This window comes from Rhodococcus sp. 14-1411-2a, assembly GCF_002259485.1.
Taxonomy (GTDB): Bacteria; Actinomycetota; Actinomycetes; order Mycobacteriales; family Mycobacteriaceae; genus Rhodococcoides.
Window position 1 is genome coordinate 51,381 of the sequence record NZ_NPGA01000008.1, and the last position, 17,258, is coordinate 68,638.

Below are 17,258 nucleotides of genomic sequence, written 5' to 3' on the forward strand. Positions count from 1 at the left end.
GCCCCACAGCGGTAACTCGATCTCACCCGAAACACCAACCCCATCTCGCCACGACACGACGGAAAGAGCGTCAGCCATGACTCAGTACATTCTCGGAATCGACGAAGGCACCACCAGCGCAAGAACTCTCATCTTCGACGAGAAGTGCGAGGTCCGCGCGGTAGCGCAACGCGAAATCACTCAGATCTATCCGAACTCGGGCTGGATCGAACACGATCCGCTCGAAATCCTCACCGCACAGCTGGAAACGATGCGCGAGGCACTGCGGAGCGCCGATCTCGAACCGACCGACATCACCGCGATCGCACTGACGAACCAACGGGAAACGGCCGTGGTGTGGGACAAGGAGACCGGGCGACCGATCCACAACGCGGTGGTCTGGGCGTCGCGCCAGAGCAACGGCGTGATCGAGCGGTGGCGGGAACGTGGACTGGACCCCGTCATTCGCGAGCGCACCGGCCTGAACTCGGACGCCTACTACTCCGCGTCCAAGATCGCCTGGATTCTCGAGACCGTGCCGGGAGCGCACGAGCGGGCGGAGAAGGGGGAACTGTTGGCCGGCACCATCGACACCTGGCTGATCTGGAACCTCACCGGACGGTGCGCCCATGTCACCGACTACTCCAACGCCTCGCGAACGATGATGTTCAACATCCACACCCGTGAATGGGATCAGGATCTGCTCGACGCCTACGGCATTCCGCGCTGCATGCTCGCGAAGGTCGTCTCCTCGGACACGATCGTCGGCGACGCCGGTGCCACGTTCGGGGCACCGATTCCCATCGCGTCCAACATGGGCGATCAGCAAGCCGGGCTCTTCGGGCAGGTCTGCTTCCGAGCCGGTCAGGCCAAGATGACGTACGGAACAGCAGGGGTCCTGACGATCAACTGCGGCGACACCCCGCAGATGGTCGAGGGCGCAACGACATCCGTCGCCTGGGGTGTCGGTGACGATGTCCGCTACGAGAACGAGGGCGTGCTGTTCAGCATGGGCAAGACCATGCAGTGGCTGCGCGACGACATGAAACTCATTCACGGAGCTGCGGATTGCGAATGGTACGGAGGTCAGGTGGCCAGCACCGACGGTGTGTACCTGGTTCCCGCCTTCACCGGACTCGCCGCACCGACCTGGGATCCCTACGCCCGTGCCTGCATCGTCGGAATGAGCAGCTCCACCAACAGATTGCACATCATCCGCGCAGCCGTCGAATCCATGGTCTTCCAAACCCGCGATGTCGTGGACGCGATCACCGCGAACGGTCAGGTCACGTTGCCCGAGCTGCGGGTCGACGGCGGCGCGGTGAACAACAACATGCTCTGCCAACTCCAGGCCGATATCCTCGGCATCCCCGTGATCCGGCCCGCCATCACCGAAGCCACTGCGCTGGGGGCGACGCTGATGGCCGGATTGAGCACCGGGGTATGGGAATCCCTCGACGAAATCGAGGCACTGTGGTCGGTGGACCGCACCTTCGAGCCCAAGATGGACCGCACCAAAGCCGAGGAGATGTACGCGGGCTGGATCGAGGCAGTCGAACTCTCCAAGGGTTGGGCCCGCAAGGTGACGACCCGATGACGCCGACTTCGACACTCACACAGTCGATTCTGCACAGACCGACACAGCTGTTCGAGTCCTACGTCTTCGACCTCGACGGCACGCTCTATCTCGGCGACGAACTGCTGCCCGGTGCAGCGCACCTGATCGAAGCGCTCCGCGACCATGGTCGTCGAGTCGTGTTCTGCAGCAACAACCCCACCCGTGCGCCACAGCAATACGCCGACAAGCTCACATCGCTCGGCATACCGGCGCAGGTGTCCGACGTGATCACCACGTCGATGACGACGGTGCGGTGGTTGGCCGAGAATGCCTCGAAAGGCAAGATCTTCGTCATCGGTGAACAGCCGCTGAAGGACTCGATCTCGGCGGCCGGTCTCGAACTGAGCGAGGATCCACGGGAGATCGACGTCGTGGTCGCGAGCTACGACCGCGGATTCGACTACCGCAAACTCAAGATCGCCTTCGAGGCACTCTCCGTCTACCGTCGCGCGATTCTCGTCTCCTCCAACCCTGACCGGTTCTGTCCTCTCCCAGGAGGATTCGGCGATCCGGACGCGGCGGCCGTCACGGCAGCCATCGAGGCGAGCGCAGGAGTGGTCGCCGTTGCGCAGATGGGCAAACCCAGCTCGTTCATGTTCGAGACCATCAGCGCGCTCACCGGGATCGATCCGGCCACCACGCTCGTCGTCGGCGACCGGCTCACCACCGACATCGCCATGGGGGTGAACGCCGGCACCTCGACGGCTCTCGTGCTCACCGGCGAATCGACTCTCGACGATGTCGACCGGGCAGAGCCAGAGGGTCGGCCCACGTACATCGTCGAATCGGTCGATGATCTGCTGCCTGTTCGATCGGCTCGGAGCGCAGGATGAGCCGGCCGCAGACCGTCGGCGCGACGACGGACACAGCGCGTTATCTCGCGCAGATCGGCATCGACCACGCCGCGTCGACGCTCCGCACGCTCGTCAGTGCTCCGGGGGCGTTGGCGGAGTTGAACTCTGTTCTGGCAGAACTCGATGCATCGGGTACGGCGGTGATCCTGCACGACGGCACACCGATCTCGGTGGGTTCACGCGACGTCCTCGCCGAGATCGAGAGCACTGTTTCCCGACACTTCACGGCCGAGGTGTCGGTCCCGAACCACCGGCACGGGACGGTGGTTCTCGACGAAACAACGGTGGACGGTTCCACCGCCGCCAGCGCGGGGTGTGCGGTCATCGTGGCCGTCGGCGGTGGCACCATCGTGGACCTCGGCAAGGTGCTCTCCCATCGGCATGGCGTTCCCCTCGTGGTGATCCAGACATGTGCGTCGGTGAACGGCTTCTCCGATCCACTGTCGGTGCTGGTCCGCAGCGGCACCAAGAGCACGGTTCCCACCGCCTGGCCCGTCGCGTTGATCATCGACCACGACGTGGTCGCCCACGCACCGGCCGCGCTGACCCGAGCAGGATTCGGAGATGCGGCCGCGATCTGGTGCGCGCCTGCCGACTGGTATCTGGCGTGCACTCTGGGCATGGACACCGAGTTCGACTCCGACGTTCTCGCCGTCATCGGTGCAGCGGCGGAGCGGCTTCGAGATGCACCGTCGCTGACGGAGCTGGATCTCGGTGCCCTCCTCGATACCCTCACCTATGGGGGGCTCGGCATCGGCGTCACCGGTACGACGGCCGTGGTGTCGGGCTGCGAACATCTGATCAGCCACCTGATCGACATGGCGGCAGTGGCCCGAGGTACCGACCACGACCTGCACGGCGCTCAGGTGGGTGTTGCCGCGGTGATGTCAGCGGCGTTGTGGGAGAGTGCAATCGAATCCTTCGATGCTCTCGCCATCGACGTCGACGACGCGGTCACACCGATACCGGACCTCGAGTCCTCGGTCATCGGGGCATGGGAATCGATCGACCCCTCGGGCAGGGTCGGAGCCGCCTGTGCCCGCAATGTGGCGACCAAGATGGACAGATGGTCGAGCGCGCGCAGTGAACTCGACGATTTCGTGGCGAACTGGCCCGACCACCGCCGCGCGTTGGTTGCCCTTCTCCGACCCGCAGCCGACATCGCTGCCGATCTGGCAGCCATCGGCGCACCGACCAGGTTCTCGCAGCTGACACCGCCAGTCGACCGCGAGACTGTTCGGTGGATCATGCGCACACTTCCGCTCATGCGAGATCGGTTCACGCTCTGCGACGCGCTGCTCGTATCCGGCCGCTGGACAGACGAATTCATCGACCGCGTACTCGACCGCGCCGCCGAGTCCGGCGGCGGACTCTAACCGAAGACCATTCCCTCTACGCACCAACAACTCTCGACCCGACAACAAGGAGCGTGTCTCATGCCACACGGTGGCGATCTCGTCGCAGAAATTCTGCGCAAGCACGGAGTGACACAGGTGTTCGGACAGCCCGGCGGCCAGACGGCTGCGTTCTACCAGGGTCTGTCGAACAGGAAAGACATGTCCCATCTCGGCTGCCGTGACGAGCGATCCGCGGCCTACGCCGCCGACGCCTATGCACGAGTGAGCGGTAAGCCGGGAATCGTCGACGTGACCGTCGGCCCCGGCACGACGAAGCTTCCCGACGGACTCATCGAGAGCATGAACGCCTCGGTGCCCATCGTTGCCATCGTCGGCGAACTCCCACGGTCCTGGGTTCCGCTGCGCGACGGTGGCGTCGGTTCCCAGGGGTTCGATCAGATGCCGTTCCTGCAGACCATGACCAAGCAGTCCTGGCTGGCACCGGACCTGGAGACAGTCCCCGATCTGGTGCGAGCGGCGTTCCGCACTGCCACCACCGGCAAGCCCGGCCCGACGGCCGTGGTGATTCCACACGATGTGCTGGACGAGGAGTGGGAAGAAACAGATCTCCAGGTAGAGGAAAGATTCAACTCCGCACCTGCGTACCGAAGCAGGCCCTCCGACGACGAACTGCGCACCGCCGCAGCGTTGATCGCCAAGGCCGAGCGTCCGTACATCATTGCCGGTGGCGGCGTTCTGGGTTCGGGAGCAACCGCGGAGCTCGCCGAGTTCGCCACTCGCGTCGGCGCCGCAGTGGGCACCAGCTTCACCGGCAAGGGCTCGGTCACCGAGACCGAAAGCTACTCGGTGGGCGTACTGAACCCTCTCGGATCACAGGCCGCGCGTGAGCTGGCCGGCGAGGCCGATCTCATCATCTGGTTGGGATCCAAAGTGGGACAGAACACGTCGCTGAACTGGGCCCTGCCCCGTCCTGAGCAGATGACCATCCAGGTCGACGTCGACGGCAGTCAACTCGGCCGAACCTTCGGGCCTTCGTCCGGACTGCTGGGCGATGTCAAGGCCACCCTCGAAGCGCTCGTCCCGCTGGTGGAACCCAAGTCGGTTCCGGAGTGGCAGAAGCGAATTGCGGAGTCGAAGATTGCCGCATGGGCATCGACCGAACCACTGAGACTGAGTGAGGCGAGCCCGGTCATGCCGCCGAGGGCCATGACCGAACTGGCCAAGCATCTGCGGCCCCACGACATCGTCGTCTCCGACGCCAGCTTCAGCGCCGGTTGGATATCGAACTATCTGAAGAACCCGGTGCCGGGACGCAACTTCCTGTTCGCACGCGGACAGGGCGGGCTCGGCTACTCGACCCCGGCGTCGATGGGTGCCGCGAAAGCCCGCCCCGAAGCGCGCATCGTCACCGTCTCGGGCGACGGCGGATTCAGTTACTCGGTAGGCGAATTGGCCACCCAGGCCGCCCACGGCATGAACATCGTGCACGTCGTCCTCAACAACGGAACCTGGGGATGGCTCCGCATGTGGGAGCACCTCCACTACGAGGGTCTGCGCTACTCCGTGGACCTGGAGAGTGAAAAGGCCAGCACCTCGTACGCCGCGGCGGCGGCAGGTCTGGGAATGCAGGGAATTCTGGTCACCTCGGCCGACGAGCTGGCCAACGCATTCGACAAGGCCTTCAGCACCGAAGGACCCACCGTCGTCGAGATCAGAATCGATCCCGACGCGACGCCGATCGACAGCTACACCCGCCGATTGGCGTCGGGCAAATTCTATCCACGCCCGGGAACGGTCTACCAGGCTCGCCCGTGGCAGCAGTCTGCGGGCCGAAAGTAACTGCACAGCAACAGGTCCACAGACCGAGCGGAACGACGAGAAGGACAGACATGAGTAACACCACACGACTGGATCTCGACGAGGTGGCCGCGCACGAGTACGACCTCGTCGTGATCGGTGCGGGCATCAACGGGGCGGCGATCGCCCGCGAGGCCGCACTGCAGGGCACCCGAACCCTCCTGATCGACAAGGGAGATTTCGGGGGCGGCACGTCCAGTTGGTCGAGCAGGTTGATGCACGGCGGACTTCGCTACCTCGAATTCATGGAGTTCGCATTGGTGCACGAGTCACTGCGCGACCGGGAAGCACTGTTCGACATTGCTTCTCATCTGGTCAAGCCGTTGCCGTTCGTCGTTCCGCTCTACGGCCACAACCACAAACCGGGTTGGATGATGCGGGTCGGCATGGCCATGTACGACGCCTTGTCCTGGAACAAGTCGGTGCCTCGACACCGCAGATTGAACAAGAAGGCGATGGCCGTCGAACTCGGAGGTCTGGATACCTCGTCACTCGCGGGTGGTCTGCACTACTACGACGGCCAGGTCGAGTTCGCCGAGCGATTGGTCGTCGAGAATGTGCTCGACGCGGCGCGTCACGGTGCTACAGTGCGTAACCACACCCAGGCAATTGCGTTGACCACACAGGGATCCACGGTCACCGGCGTCGAGCTCCTCGACGTCACGACCGGACGATCGGCCGCGGTTCGGGCCACGGTCATCGTCAACGCAGCCGGTCCGTGGGTCGATGACATCCTGGTCGGCTCCGCACCCTCGATGCCGCGATTGATCGGCGGTACCAAGGGAACTCACGCCGTCGTCGGGCCGTTTCCCGGCGCTCCGACGTGCGCGGTGTACTACGAGGCCCGGTCGGACAACCGCGCCGTGCTCGTCATTCCGTGGCGCGGGCACTTCCTCATCGGAACCACCGACGACCGCTTCGACGGCGACCTTGACACCGTGGCGGCAACGCAGGACGAGATCGACTACATCCTGGCCGAGACCAACGAGCTGATCCCCGGTGCCGGATTGACGCGCGAGTCGGTGGTGATGACGTACGCGGGTGTTCGGCCCCTCCCCTTCCAAGCCGATGGGGACACTCGGGCCATCTCCCGCAGCCACGACATCGTCGATCACGACGAGCTGGAGGGGCTGATCTCGGTCGTCGGCGGCAAGCTGACGCCGCACCTATCGCTGGCCGAGGAGACGCTGACGATGGTCTACCGGAAGATGAAGCGCCCGAAGCCGACGTTCTGTGCTCGCACCACGCCACTGCCCGGTGCAGGCCCTGATCCTGCTCGCGGATTACGCTCGGCTGCAGACGATCTGGGTCTATCCGAACATCTCGTGGACCGATTGGTGGCCGTGTACGGCAGCCGCGTGGACGAACTGCTCGAGTTGACGCGCACCGAACCGGAACTGGCAGAGGTGGTCGGACACGGTCGCGGCGCGTTCCTGGCCGCCGAAGTGATGCTGGCAATCCGAGAGGAATACGCAGTCACCCTGGCCGACATCCTGCATCGGCGCATCATGATCGGCATCGAACCCGGCGCGCAGGACGGTGCCGCCGAGGCCGTGGGGCGAATCCTCGAACAGCACGCGGGATGGTCCACCGACCACGTCGCGCGGGATCTTCGAGAAAATCGGGAATACGTCAAACGCTTGACCTCCTGCACGCGCCACACCGTTGCGTCGGAACTCGAAGCCCAGGCGTCGTACTCGACGACCAGCAGCTGACCAACCCTCCCGTACCCCCCCTTCGGGATCAATGCGACTTTGTTGCAGTCCAAGCGACTGAAACCCACATTGATCCCGAAAAGGAGGCTCCAGAAGGATGCGTCGCAACGGAGTGACGCGGGGTGGGGTGGAGGGCAGCGAACGGCTTGCTAGGCCACGCGAGAGTTGCTGCGCGGCAGCCATTCGTACACGCCGGCCTCGGCTCCGTGGTGCAGGGAGAGGTCGATGGCGTCGAGGATTGCCTGTCGCGGTCCCGGGCGTCCGAGTTGCTTGGCACTGATGGCCAGGCGCACCACTCCGTCACGTCGCGCGGTGCGGCCTGCGCCGATTACCAGTGCCTTGAACCACCACGGTTCGGCTTTGAATCCTTCGCCGATTCCCCATACTCGGGCACGCACCACGCCGTCGCGGTCGAGATCGTGAATACCGTTCAGCGCGGCCAACATTCGGAAGCCCGCGTCGGGGAGGGCTTCGACGGCTCCGGGTGAGGCGATCCAGCGCGGAGCGGCGAAGATTCGGGTGCGCAGGCCCGTCTGTTCCATGACGCGGTCGGCGGCCATCAGACGCAGTCGTGCTTCGTGACGCGGCAGCGAGGAGAACTCGGATCGTCGACGCTTCGTCGCGGCCTGGTCGTAGCCGTGCAGAACGATCGCGTCGCCGCCGTCGCGTCGCGCCCGCAACCATTCCTGGGTGGGCACGTCGGCTGCGAGGCGGTACTTGTCCTTCAACCGAGGTGCGACGAGCAGCGACAGCGGAACGCCGCGACCGTCGAGGATCCGCGCGAACTCGGCGGCGTGCTCGTAGGTGTCGTTCTTGATTCCGCTCACCGACACGATCAGGCGTCCAGACATGACTCGAGCCTCGCACACCAGCGTGAACGAGGCTCGACGTCGATGCAGACAGAAGCTAAACGGCCATCGTGTCCTTCGGCAGGATCTTGTCGATCGCTGCGAGCACCTCGGGTGCGTCCGGCTCGGTGCGCGGACGGAAACGATCGGTCACGACGCCGTCGGGCGAGATCAGGAACTTCTCGAAGTTCCACTGGACGTCTCCGGCCTTGCCGTCGGCGTCTTCGGTCTTGGTCAGTTCGGCGTACAACGGGTGCTGGTTGTCACCGTTGACGTCGACCTTCTCGGTCATCGCGAACGTGATGCCGTACGTGGTGGAGCAAAAGGTCTCGATCTCTTCTGCGGTGCCCGGTTCCTGGCCACCGAACTGATTGCAGGGCACTCCGACGACCGACAGGCCTCGCGCCGAGTATTCGTTGGCGAGCTTCTCGAGCTTTTCGTACTGCGGGGTCAGTCCGCACTTGGAGGCGACATTGACCACGAGTACGGCTCTTCCGGCGTACTCGTCTAGCGAGGTGGGCGCACCACCCAGCGTGTTGATGCCGATGTTCTGAACTTCAGTCATCATCCGAACTTACCTGTGAGTACCGACAGAATGGAACCGACGTACGAAAAACAAGAACGACCCCGCTGGTGGCGGGGTCGTTCTTGGTTCTTCCGAACCGGGCGACGGGGGGATGCGCGGCGCCCGGCAGGTATTACGCCTTGGCGGCGTGCTTTTCGATGATGACCTGCTTGTCGGCAGGTCGGTCGTCCTCGGGGAGGTGGTCGTCGACCATGGTCTCCTCGTCGAACGGCAGTCCGCCGTCGAGGACGGTGTTGACTCGTTCCTTGTCCAGAGTCTTGGTCCAGGTACCGACCAAGAGGGTGGCGACGGCGTTACCCGAGAAGTTGGTCACGGCGCGGGCCTCGGACATGAAGCGGTCGATTCCGACGATGATCGGGACGCCGTCCAGCAGCTGAGGGGCGTGACTTTCCAGGCCGCCGGCCAGCGTGGCCAGACCGGCTCCGGAGACTCCGGCCGCGCCCTTCGAGGCGATGATCATGAACAGCAACAGCGAGAACTGCTCGGGGATCGAGAGCGGCAGGTTCATGGCGTCGGCGATGAAGATCGAGGCCATCGTCAGGTAGATCGCGGTGCCGTCGAGGTTGAACGAGTAACCGGTGGGGACGACGATGCCGACGGTGGTGCGCTCGACTCCGACGTGCTCCATCTTCGCGATCAGACGCGGCAGAGCCGACTCGGAGGACGACGTGGCGACGATCAGCAGGTACTCGCGGGCCAGGTACTTGACCAGCTTGAAGATCGAGAAGCCGGAGACGAACTTGAGGATCAGCCCGAGGAAGAAGAAGACGAAGATGAAGCAGGTGATGTAGAACGCCAGCATCAAGGTGCCGAGCTGGATGACCGCGTCGAAACCGGTCTTGCCGACGACACCGGCGATGGCGCCGAAAGCGCCGATCGGCGCGAGCCACAGGATCATGGTCAGGATGCGGAACACGAGCTTCTGCACCGAACCGATGCCCTTGAGGATGCCCTCGCCGCTCTTGCCCATGGCCTGCAGTGCGAACCCGACCAGGATGGCGACGAACAGCGTCTGCAGCACCGAACCGGCGGTGAGCGATGACAGCAACGACGTGGGGATGATGCCGGCGATGAAGTCCATGGTGCCGCCTGCCGCCTCGGCGTCGGCCGCGTACTCCGCACCTGCACCCGCCGTGGGGATGTTCAGGCCGTCACCGGGCTGGATCAGGTTGCCGACGACCATGCCGATGCCGAGGGCGATGGTCGACATGGTCAGGAAGTAGGCCAGGGCAAGGCCACCGACGCGGCCGACACTGGCTGCGGCGCGGACCGATCCGATACCGAGGACGATGGTGCAGAAGATGACCGGGCTGATCATCATCTTGATCAGGCTGACGAAGAGCGTACCGAGCACCGCGAGCTCGACGGCGAAGTCCTTTGCCGTCAATCCGACGATCACACCGGCGATCACCGCGATGATCACGGCAATGTAGAGCCAGTGAGTCTTGTCGCGCTTTTTCTTGGGCTCGGCTGGCGGATTGTCGAACCGCTCGGCATCGATGGTTGTCATGAGTCTTCCTTCTGGTTCAAATGAAGCGCGAGTCGAACTGCGGACTTCGTGACTACTGGGAGTGGAGTGAGGTGCATCACCCCTGCTGAGAGATGATGTTGCTCGACGCCGTGACAGGAGTCACCTATACGTTCATTTCGTTCACACCGACTGTTCTTGCGCGAAAGGAATCCGTTGTCCGCCAAACGTCCGCTGAGCGTCGCCGGCCAGGTGTTGGTGTTGCAGCTCGTCGTCATCGGGGTCGTCGTGTTCGCCGGCGGCATCCTGACGGTGCTCAACGAACGGTCCAACAGCGACGACGCGACCCGACGCGAAGTCACGGCGATCGCGGTCAGCATCGCCAACGAACCGTCGACGCCCATTGCGATCGCATCCGAAAACCCGACGTCACGTCTGCAGCCGGAAACCGAGAAGATCCGTCAGGTCACGGGTGTCGATTTCATCGTCGTCATGGCCCCGGATCGCACCCGTTTCACGCACACCACCGTCGACCTGATCGGTAAACCGTTCAGCGGCAACATCGATCGCGCGCTACAAGGTGAGACGTTCACCGAGACCTACGTCGGGTCTCTCGGGCCGTCGATCCGTTCGGTCACCCCGGTCACAAATACAGAAGGTGAGATCGTCGGCCTCGTCTCGGCAGGAGTCACTCGCCAGAAGATCAGTGATCAGTTCTTCCAGGGCCTCCCGCTGATCATCGGAGTCGTGCTCGCTGCGTTCGTCGTCGCCGCAGCGGGATCGACGCTGCTCAGTCGCCGGCTTCGGCGTCAGACACTGGGGATGGCACCGGCGGAACTGCGCACGATGTACGAGCATCACGATGCCGTCCTGCACTCGATCGGTGAAGGCTTGTTGGTGTTCGGCCGCAGCGACGAGGCGGAGTTGGTCAACGACGAGGCCCGACGCCTGCTCGATCTGCCGGAGGGCCCGGTCTCGCTCGCGTCGCTGCCGGAGTCGATGCAGCAGATGGACACCGGCATCGTGCGCGGTGAGTTGCATCTGACGAAGGATCGGGTGCTCGTCGTCAATCAGGATCCGGTGATGTGGGAGGGCCGACGCCTGGGCAATGTGCTGACGATTCGCGATCAGACCGAATTGCGTTCGTTGATGGGTGAATTGGACTCGGTGCGCAGTTTTGCGGAGTCGCTGCGTTCACAGGCGCACGAGTCGGCGAACAGGCTGCACACCGTCATCACCATGGTCGAGCTCGGCCGGCCGCAGGAGGCCGTCGAGTTCGCCACCGCCGATCTCGAACTCTCGCAGACGCTGATCGACCGCCTGATGAACTCCGTCGGCGAGCCTGCACTCGCGGCGCTGCTGCTGGGCAAGGTCAGTCAAGCTGCCGAGCAGGGTGTGGAGCTCACCATCACCGACGACACGGCGATGGAGGACGAAGGAGTGCTGACGGCCCGCGAATTGGTCACGCTGGTAGGCAATCTGATAGACAATGCCATCGATGCCTCGAAAGAATCCGATCAGCCGTGGGTCGAAGTGACCGTCCGTGACGCCGACGCCGAACTCGTCGTACGCGTTGCCGACAGTGGTCCCGGAATGCCGCCCGAGACGCTGAAAGCTGCTCTGCGGCGCGGCTACTCGACCAAGTCCGGCTCACGCGGTCTGGGGCTGGCGCTGGTGGCCCAGGTCATCAACCGCCATCGGGGCACTCTGACGTCGGAAGTGACGTACGGATCTGTCATGGTTGCCACCATCCCGGGCTCGACATCGTGATCCGGGTACTGATCGTCGACGACGAACCCTTGATCGCCGAGGCCCACAAGACGTACGTCGAGCGCACCCCGGGCTTCGAGGTGGCCGGGGTGGTGCACACCGGCGCTTCGGCCATGCGCTTCGCCAGTACCGAGGCCGTCGATCTGGTGTTGCTCGACATCGGGCTGCCCGATGCGAGCGGCATCGACGTCGCGGCCGCGCTCGGTGGTCTGCGGCCGAGTCCCGACGTCATCGCCATCACCTCCGAGCGGGATCTGTCGGTGGTGCGTTCGGCGGTGGCACACGGCATCGTGCTGTATCTGCTCAAGCCGTTCACGTTCGCCGCGTTCCGCGACAAGCTCGAGCGCTATCGCGAATTCCATGCCGCGTTGCCTGCCGGCGAGAACGCGTCGAGTCAACGCGACATCGACCGCGCCATGGCACATCTACGAACAGCCGACGAACGCGTGTCGACGCCCAAAGGCATTGCTCCACAAACCATGGACGGCATCACCGCCAGCGTCAGAGAAGCCGCTGACGGACTCAACGCATCCGAGGCCGCCAAGGTCGTCGGAGTTTCCCGCGTGACCGCGTGGCGGTACCTCGAGCGCCTCGCCGACGACGGCCTGGTCACCCGGCACACCGAATACGGCAGAGCCGGGCGACCGCAGGTCCGTTACGTGTGGCGTTAGAGCGGCTGGCGCCGCATGTGAGCGGAAACTCGTAGCAGGCTACGAGTTTCTATGCACGTGCGCCGGAGGTGCTCACGATCCACGCGTACTCGAAGGCCGCTTCTTTCCATTTCTCGTATCGACCGCTGACTCCGCCGTGTCCGGCGCTCATTTCGGTCTTGAGCAGCAGGTCGGAGTCACCCGTCTTCGTTGCTCGCAGGGCGGCAACCCATTTCGCGGGCTCGACGTACAGAACGCGGGTGTCGTTGATGGACGTGATGGCCAGGATCGACGGGTAGTCCTTGGCCTCGACGTTCTCGTAGGGGCTGTACGACTTCATGTAGTCGTACACCTCCTTGCTGGCCAACGGGTTTCCCCATTCGTCCCATTCGATGACTGTCAGCGGCAGCGACGGATCGAGGATGGAGGTGAGCGGATCGACGAACGGAACGTTGGCGAGAATGCCGTTGAACAGCTCCGGCGCGAGGTTGGCCACCGCCCCCATCAGCAATCCGCCCGCGCTGCCGCCGTCGGCGACGAGATGCTTCGGCGAGGTGCGTCCGGTGTCGATGAGATGCTGTGCCGCAGCGATGAAGTCGGTGAAGGTGTTCTTCTTCTTCAGCGTCTTGCCGTTGTCGTACCAGTGCCTGCCCATCTCACCGCCGCCGCGTACGTGGGCGACGACGAAGACGATGCCGCGGTCGAGCAGCGAGAGCCGGGCGACGGAGAACGACGGATCCATCGAGGCCTCGTACGATCCGTAGCCGTAGAGCAGCGTCGGCGCGGGGCCGTCGGGCACATCCTTGCGTGCGATGACCGACAGCGGAATCTGCGTGCCGTCCGGCGCAGTGGCCCATTCGCGGTGCTGAACGTAGTCACCGGCATCGAACTTGCCCAGAACCGGCTGCGATTTACGAAGCAGCAGTTCACCACTCGCGATGTCGAGGTCGTAGACCTGGCCGGGGGTGATGAACGAGGTGTAGACCATCCGAAGCAACGGCTGATCCCATTCCGGGTTGGAGCCGGCTCCGACGGAGTACAGCTCCTCGTCGAATTCGAGCTCGCGGTACTCGCCGTATCCCTGATCGGTCAGCGGCCAGATCGCCATGCGGGTCAAGGCTTCTCGCCGGTAGGTGAAGATCAGGTGGCCGGCGAACGCGTCGATGTCCTCGACGCGGACGTCGTCGCGATGCGGAACGAGGATGCGCTGATCGAGTGGGTCCGAGACCGGAGCCTCGGCGAGCAGGAAGTTCTCGGCCTTCTCCCCCTCGGTGCCCCAACCGTTGACCGAGCCGTTGTGGGTGATGAGGAATCGATCCTCACCGGCCACGACGGCATGTTCGATGCTGTATTCGACGCCGTCCGTGCGGGGCAGTACGACGCGGAACTCGCCCTCGGGATCGGTGGACTCCAGCACGAGGCATTCGGAGGTGATCTTCGAGCCGACCCAGATCATCAGGTACTTCTCGCTGCGGGTGGAACCGAAGCCCACCCAGTAGCTTTCGTCGGGTTCGTGGAAGACCTTGACGTCCCCGGACTTGCCGAGGGTGTGTCGCCAGACGGTGTCGGGACGCCAGGATTCGTCGACCGTCAGGTAGAACACGTGCGTGGCGTCGGCAGTCCAGGTGGCCCCGGGCGCGACGTTCTCGATGGTGTCGGCGAGCAGCTCGCCGGTCTCCAGGTTCTTGAAGCGCAGCGTGTAACGCTCGTCGCCCTCGGTATCGGTCGAGTATGCCAGCAGCGTGCCGTCGAGGCTGATCGAGAACGCGCCGAGGGAGAAGAAGTCGTGACCCTCCGCTTCGACATTCGCGTCGAGCAGGACCTGCTCACCGGGAACGTCCACGTCGAACGACAGCGTGGGCGGGGTCCAGTCGTCGGGAGAGTCGACGGGGCAACGGCATTGGAGACCGTACGACTTCCCCTCGACGGTGCGCGAGTAGTACCACCACTGCCCCATGCGCGTCGGCACGGACAGATCGGTCTCCTGGGTCCGCGACTTGATCTCGTCGAAGATCTTGCCCCGCAACGATTCCAGGCCGGCGGTCTGCTGCTCGGTGTAGGCGTTCTCGGCTTCGAGGTAGGCGATCACCTCGGGATCTTCCTTGGCGCGCAACCATTCGTAGTTGTCGATGAAGGTGTCGCCGTGATGGGTGCGCTCGAGTGGCACCTTCTTGGCAATGGGTGGGGTGATCGTCATGGCGTGACCCAATCGTCGAAGTTCAGGCCCGAGATGCGCTCGTAGGCCTCGATGTAGCGGCTGCGGGTTGCGGCGACGATGTCGTCCGGCAACGGAGGTGGCGGGGTGTCGGATGAGCGGTCCCAGCCGGATTCGCCCGTCAACCAGTCGCGGACGAACTGCTTGTCGAAGCTGGGCTGGACGCGACCTTCCTCGTACGAATCGGCAGGCCAGTAACGCGACGAATCGGGAGTGAGAACTTCGTCGGCCAGGACGAGGTTGCCGTCGGCGTCGGTGCCGAACTCGAACTTGGTGTCCGCGAGAATGATTCCGCGTTCCAGAGCGAAGTTGGCTGCCCGCGTGTAGATCTCGATGGTGTCCTCGCGCAACTTGAACGCCAGCTCGGCTCCGACCAGGTCGACGACCTGCTCGAAGGTGATGTTCTCGTCGTGGTCACCGATCTCGGCCTTGGACGCGGGAGTGAAGATCGCTTGGTCGAGTTTGCTGGATTCGATCAATCCCGGCGGTAGCTGCACACCGCACACCGCTCCGGTCGCGTTGTAGTCCGCCAACCCGGATCCGGTGAGATAGCCGCGGGCCACACACTCGACCGGCACCATGCTCAGCTTCTTCACCACCAGGGCACGGCCGAGCAGTTCGGCGGGGATGCGTTCGTCGAGCGGGTCACCGGCCAGGTGATTGACGCCGCCGAGTTCCTCGAAGAAGAACACGCTCATCGCCGTCAACACGCGTCCCTTGTCCGGAATCGGGGTGTCGAGGATGTGGTCGTAGGCCGAGATTCGGTCGCTCGCGACGAGCAACAGATGCGCGTCGTCGATCGTGTACAGATCGCGGACCTTGCCGCCGGCCAGATGCTCGTAGCTACTCAGTGATGGTCGCACGATGTTCAACACTATCTGGGCCGGTGGCCGCGGGGGTGCCGGCAGGCATCAGACTGGTAGCCGTGGCAACGAACAACTCGACATCGGAAGTCGGATTCCGCTCCGAACGCGGGCCGATACTGATTGCGTTGATGCTCAGCACGTCGCTGGTAGCCCTGGACGCGACCATCATCGCCACGGCGGTGCTGTCCATCGTCGACGACCTGGGCGGCTTCACGCAGTTTCCGTGGCTGTTCTCCATCTATCTTCTGGCACAGGCAGTATCGGTGCCGCTGTACGGAAAACTGGCCGACCTGTTCGGCCGCAAGAAGATCATGCTGTTCGGCATCGCGGTGTTTCTGCTCGGCTCGATACTCTGCGGCCTGGCCTGGAGCATGCCCGCCCTGATCGCCTTCCGAGCAGTTCAGGGTCTCGGCGCGGGTGCCGTGCAGCCCATGGGCATCACCATCGCCGGCGATATCTACACGCTGGCCGAGCGCGCCAAGGTGCAGGGCTACCTGGCCAGCGTATGGGCGATGTCCTCGGTGCTCGGGCCCGCGCTCGGCGGAATTTTCTCCGAATACCTGTCGTGGCGCTGGATCTTCTTCGTCAACATTCCGTTGTGCGCGCTGGCCGCGGGGATGCTGTGGCGCAAGTTCGACGAGGGAGCCGTGGAACGCACCAGGCCCAAGATCGACTACCTCGGTGCCGTGCTGCTGACGGTGGGCGCAGCCCTGGTGCTGCTGGGACTGCTCGAGGGCGGACAGTCCTGGGCATGGAACTCCCCCGTCAGCATCGCCATCTTCGCCGCCGGAGTCTCCTTGCTCGCCGCTTTCGCAGTGGTTCAGACCAGGGTCGAGGAGCCGATCCTGCCGCTATGGGTGTTCACCCGTCGTGTCCTGGTGGTCAGCAGTTTCATCTCGCTGCTCGTCGGTGCGTTGATCCTCGGCCTGACGTCCTACGTTCCGACGTTCGTGCAGGGCGTGCTCGGCACCGGCGCGATCGTCGCCGGCTTCGCGCTGTCGACCCTCACGCTCGGCTGGCCCATCGCGGCATCACTCTCCGGGCGGGTGTACCTCCGGTTCGGTTTCCGCACCACAGCACTGATCGGTGCCTCCATCGCGGTCGTCGGAGCGGCATTCGCCACCGGCCTCGGTGCCGGTTCACAGGTGTGGCAGGTGGGTGCGGTGTGCTTCGTCATAGGCCTCGGTATGGGCCTGATCGCCAGCCCCACCCTCATCGCCGCCCAGTCGAGCGTCGAATGGTCCGAGCGCGGCGTCGCCACCTCGACCAACATGTTCGCCCGCTCCATCGGCAGTGCAGTCGGGGTCGCGGTGTTCGGTGCCATCGTCAACTCACGCATCTCCGACGATCCGAGCCCCGAACAACTGTCCGACGCCATCCATCCGGTCTTTCTGGGTGTCCTGGCGGCGGCAGCGGTGATGGCCGTCGCGGCACTGTTCATGCCCAAACGTGCGAAGGAACCGACCCGATAGCT

General features: G+C 64.2%; 13 protein-coding genes. 8 read left to right on the plus strand and 5 right to left on the minus strand.

Features of this window, described 5'->3' with window-relative positions; all coding sequences use genetic code 11:
- The first annotated feature begins 76 nt into the window (after positions 1–76).
- The 5 genes from glpK to CH291_RS04185 are packed head-to-tail and all read left to right on the plus strand — an operon-like array spanning position 77 to position 7,381.
- Positions 77–1,576: a glycerol kinase GlpK gene (gene glpK / locus CH291_RS04165; RefSeq protein WP_068049937.1), complete on the plus strand. Its 1,500-nt coding sequence runs from the start codon at positions 77–79 to the stop codon at positions 1,574–1,576.
- Entirely contained in the window at positions 1,573–2,430 is an 858-nt protein-coding gene (locus CH291_RS04170) for an HAD-IIA family hydrolase (protein WP_094686866.1), read from the plus strand. The genes glpK and CH291_RS04170 overlap by 4 nt, the downstream gene beginning before the upstream one ends.
- The gene (locus tag CH291_RS04175; RefSeq protein ID WP_094686796.1) at positions 2,427–3,827 is read left to right on the plus strand and encodes an iron-containing alcohol dehydrogenase; all 1,401 of its coding nucleotides are present in this window, start codon (positions 2,427–2,429) and stop codon (positions 3,825–3,827) included. The genes CH291_RS04170 and CH291_RS04175 overlap by 4 nt, the downstream gene beginning before the upstream one ends.
- Positions 3,828–3,887: 60 nt before the next feature.
- Complete coding sequence (locus CH291_RS04180; RefSeq protein ID WP_094686797.1) at positions 3,888–5,648, plus strand: thiamine pyrophosphate-binding protein; 1,761 nt, start codon at positions 3,888–3,890, stop codon at positions 5,646–5,648.
- Between the two features lie 50 nt (positions 5,649–5,698).
- On the plus strand, positions 5,699–7,381 hold the full coding sequence (locus CH291_RS04185; protein ID WP_094686798.1) for a glycerol-3-phosphate dehydrogenase/oxidase: 1,683 nt from the start codon (positions 5,699–5,701) through the stop codon (positions 7,379–7,381).
- 149 nt (positions 7,382–7,530) lie between these two features.
- Here the strand turns inward: CH291_RS04185 and CH291_RS04190 are convergent, their stop codons facing one another.
- The 3 genes from CH291_RS04190 to CH291_RS04200 form a co-directional block, all read right to left on the minus strand.
- Positions 7,531–8,232, minus strand: coding sequence for a DUF2334 domain-containing protein (locus tag CH291_RS04190; protein WP_094686867.1), 702 nt, complete (start codon positions 8,230–8,232; stop codon positions 7,531–7,533).
- Between the two features lie 55 nt (positions 8,233–8,287).
- The gene (locus tag CH291_RS04195; protein WP_068283301.1) at positions 8,288–8,797 is read right to left on the minus strand and encodes a glutathione peroxidase; all 510 of its coding nucleotides are present in this window, start codon (positions 8,795–8,797) and stop codon (positions 8,288–8,290) included.
- 130 nt (positions 8,798–8,927) lie between these two features.
- On the minus strand, positions 8,928–10,325 hold the full coding sequence (locus tag CH291_RS04200) for a cation:dicarboxylate symporter family transporter (RefSeq protein ID WP_094686799.1): 1,398 nt from the start codon (positions 10,323–10,325) through the stop codon (positions 8,928–8,930).
- 174 nt (positions 10,326–10,499) lie between these two features.
- Here CH291_RS04200 and CH291_RS04205 point away from each other — a divergent pair, with 174 nt between their 5' ends.
- Complete coding sequence (locus CH291_RS04205) at positions 10,500–12,053, plus strand: sensor histidine kinase (protein WP_256980723.1); 1,554 nt, start codon at positions 10,500–10,502, stop codon at positions 12,051–12,053.
- Positions 12,050–12,724, plus strand: coding sequence for a response regulator (locus CH291_RS04210; protein WP_068049855.1), 675 nt, complete (start codon positions 12,050–12,052; stop codon positions 12,722–12,724). The genes CH291_RS04205 and CH291_RS04210 overlap by 4 nt, the downstream gene beginning before the upstream one ends.
- Positions 12,725–12,773: 49 nt before the next feature.
- On the opposite strand, the gene CH291_RS04215 is transcribed toward CH291_RS04210, so the two are convergent.
- Complete coding sequence (locus CH291_RS04215) at positions 12,774–14,900, minus strand: S9 family peptidase (RefSeq protein ID WP_094686800.1); 2,127 nt, start codon at positions 14,898–14,900, stop codon at positions 12,774–12,776.
- A complete protein-coding gene (locus CH291_RS04220; RefSeq protein WP_094686801.1) occupies positions 14,897–15,781 on the minus strand; it encodes a phosphoribosylaminoimidazolesuccinocarboxamide synthase in 885 nt (294 codons plus the stop codon). Before CH291_RS04220 ends, CH291_RS04215 begins: the two co-directional genes overlap by 4 nt.
- Before the next feature lie 62 nt (positions 15,782–15,843).
- Between CH291_RS04220 and CH291_RS04225 the strand changes: the two genes are divergently transcribed.
- Entirely contained in the window at positions 15,844–17,256 is a 1,413-nt protein-coding gene (locus CH291_RS04225) for an MDR family MFS transporter (protein WP_068049860.1), read from the plus strand.
- Positions 17,257–17,258 lie beyond the last annotated feature (2 nt).

Coding starts and splice junctions, on each gene's coding strand:
- glpK (WP_068049937.1), top strand. CDS start 77: ATGACTCAGTACATTCTCGGAATCGACGAAGGCACCACCAGCGCAAGA.
- CH291_RS04170 (WP_094686866.1), top strand. CDS start 1,573: ATGACGCCGACTTCGACACTCACACAGTCGATTCTGCACAGACCGACA.
- CH291_RS04175 (WP_094686796.1), top strand. CDS start 2,427: ATGAGCCGGCCGCAGACCGTCGGCGCGACGACGGACACAGCGCGTTAT.
- CH291_RS04180 (WP_094686797.1), top strand. CDS start 3,888: ATGCCACACGGTGGCGATCTCGTCGCAGAAATTCTGCGCAAGCACGGA.
- CH291_RS04185 (WP_094686798.1), top strand. CDS start 5,699: ATGAGTAACACCACACGACTGGATCTCGACGAGGTGGCCGCGCACGAG.
- CH291_RS04190 (WP_094686867.1), bottom strand. CDS start 8,232: ATGTCTGGACGCCTGATCGTGTCGGTGAGCGGAATCAAGAACGACACC.
- CH291_RS04195 (WP_068283301.1), bottom strand. CDS start 8,797: ATGATGACTGAAGTTCAGAACATCGGCATCAACACGCTGGGTGGTGCG.
- CH291_RS04200 (WP_094686799.1), bottom strand. CDS start 10,325: ATGACAACCATCGATGCCGAGCGGTTCGACAATCCGCCAGCCGAGCCC.
- CH291_RS04215 (WP_094686800.1), bottom strand. CDS start 14,900: ATGACGATCACCCCACCCATTGCCAAGAAGGTGCCACTCGAGCGCACC.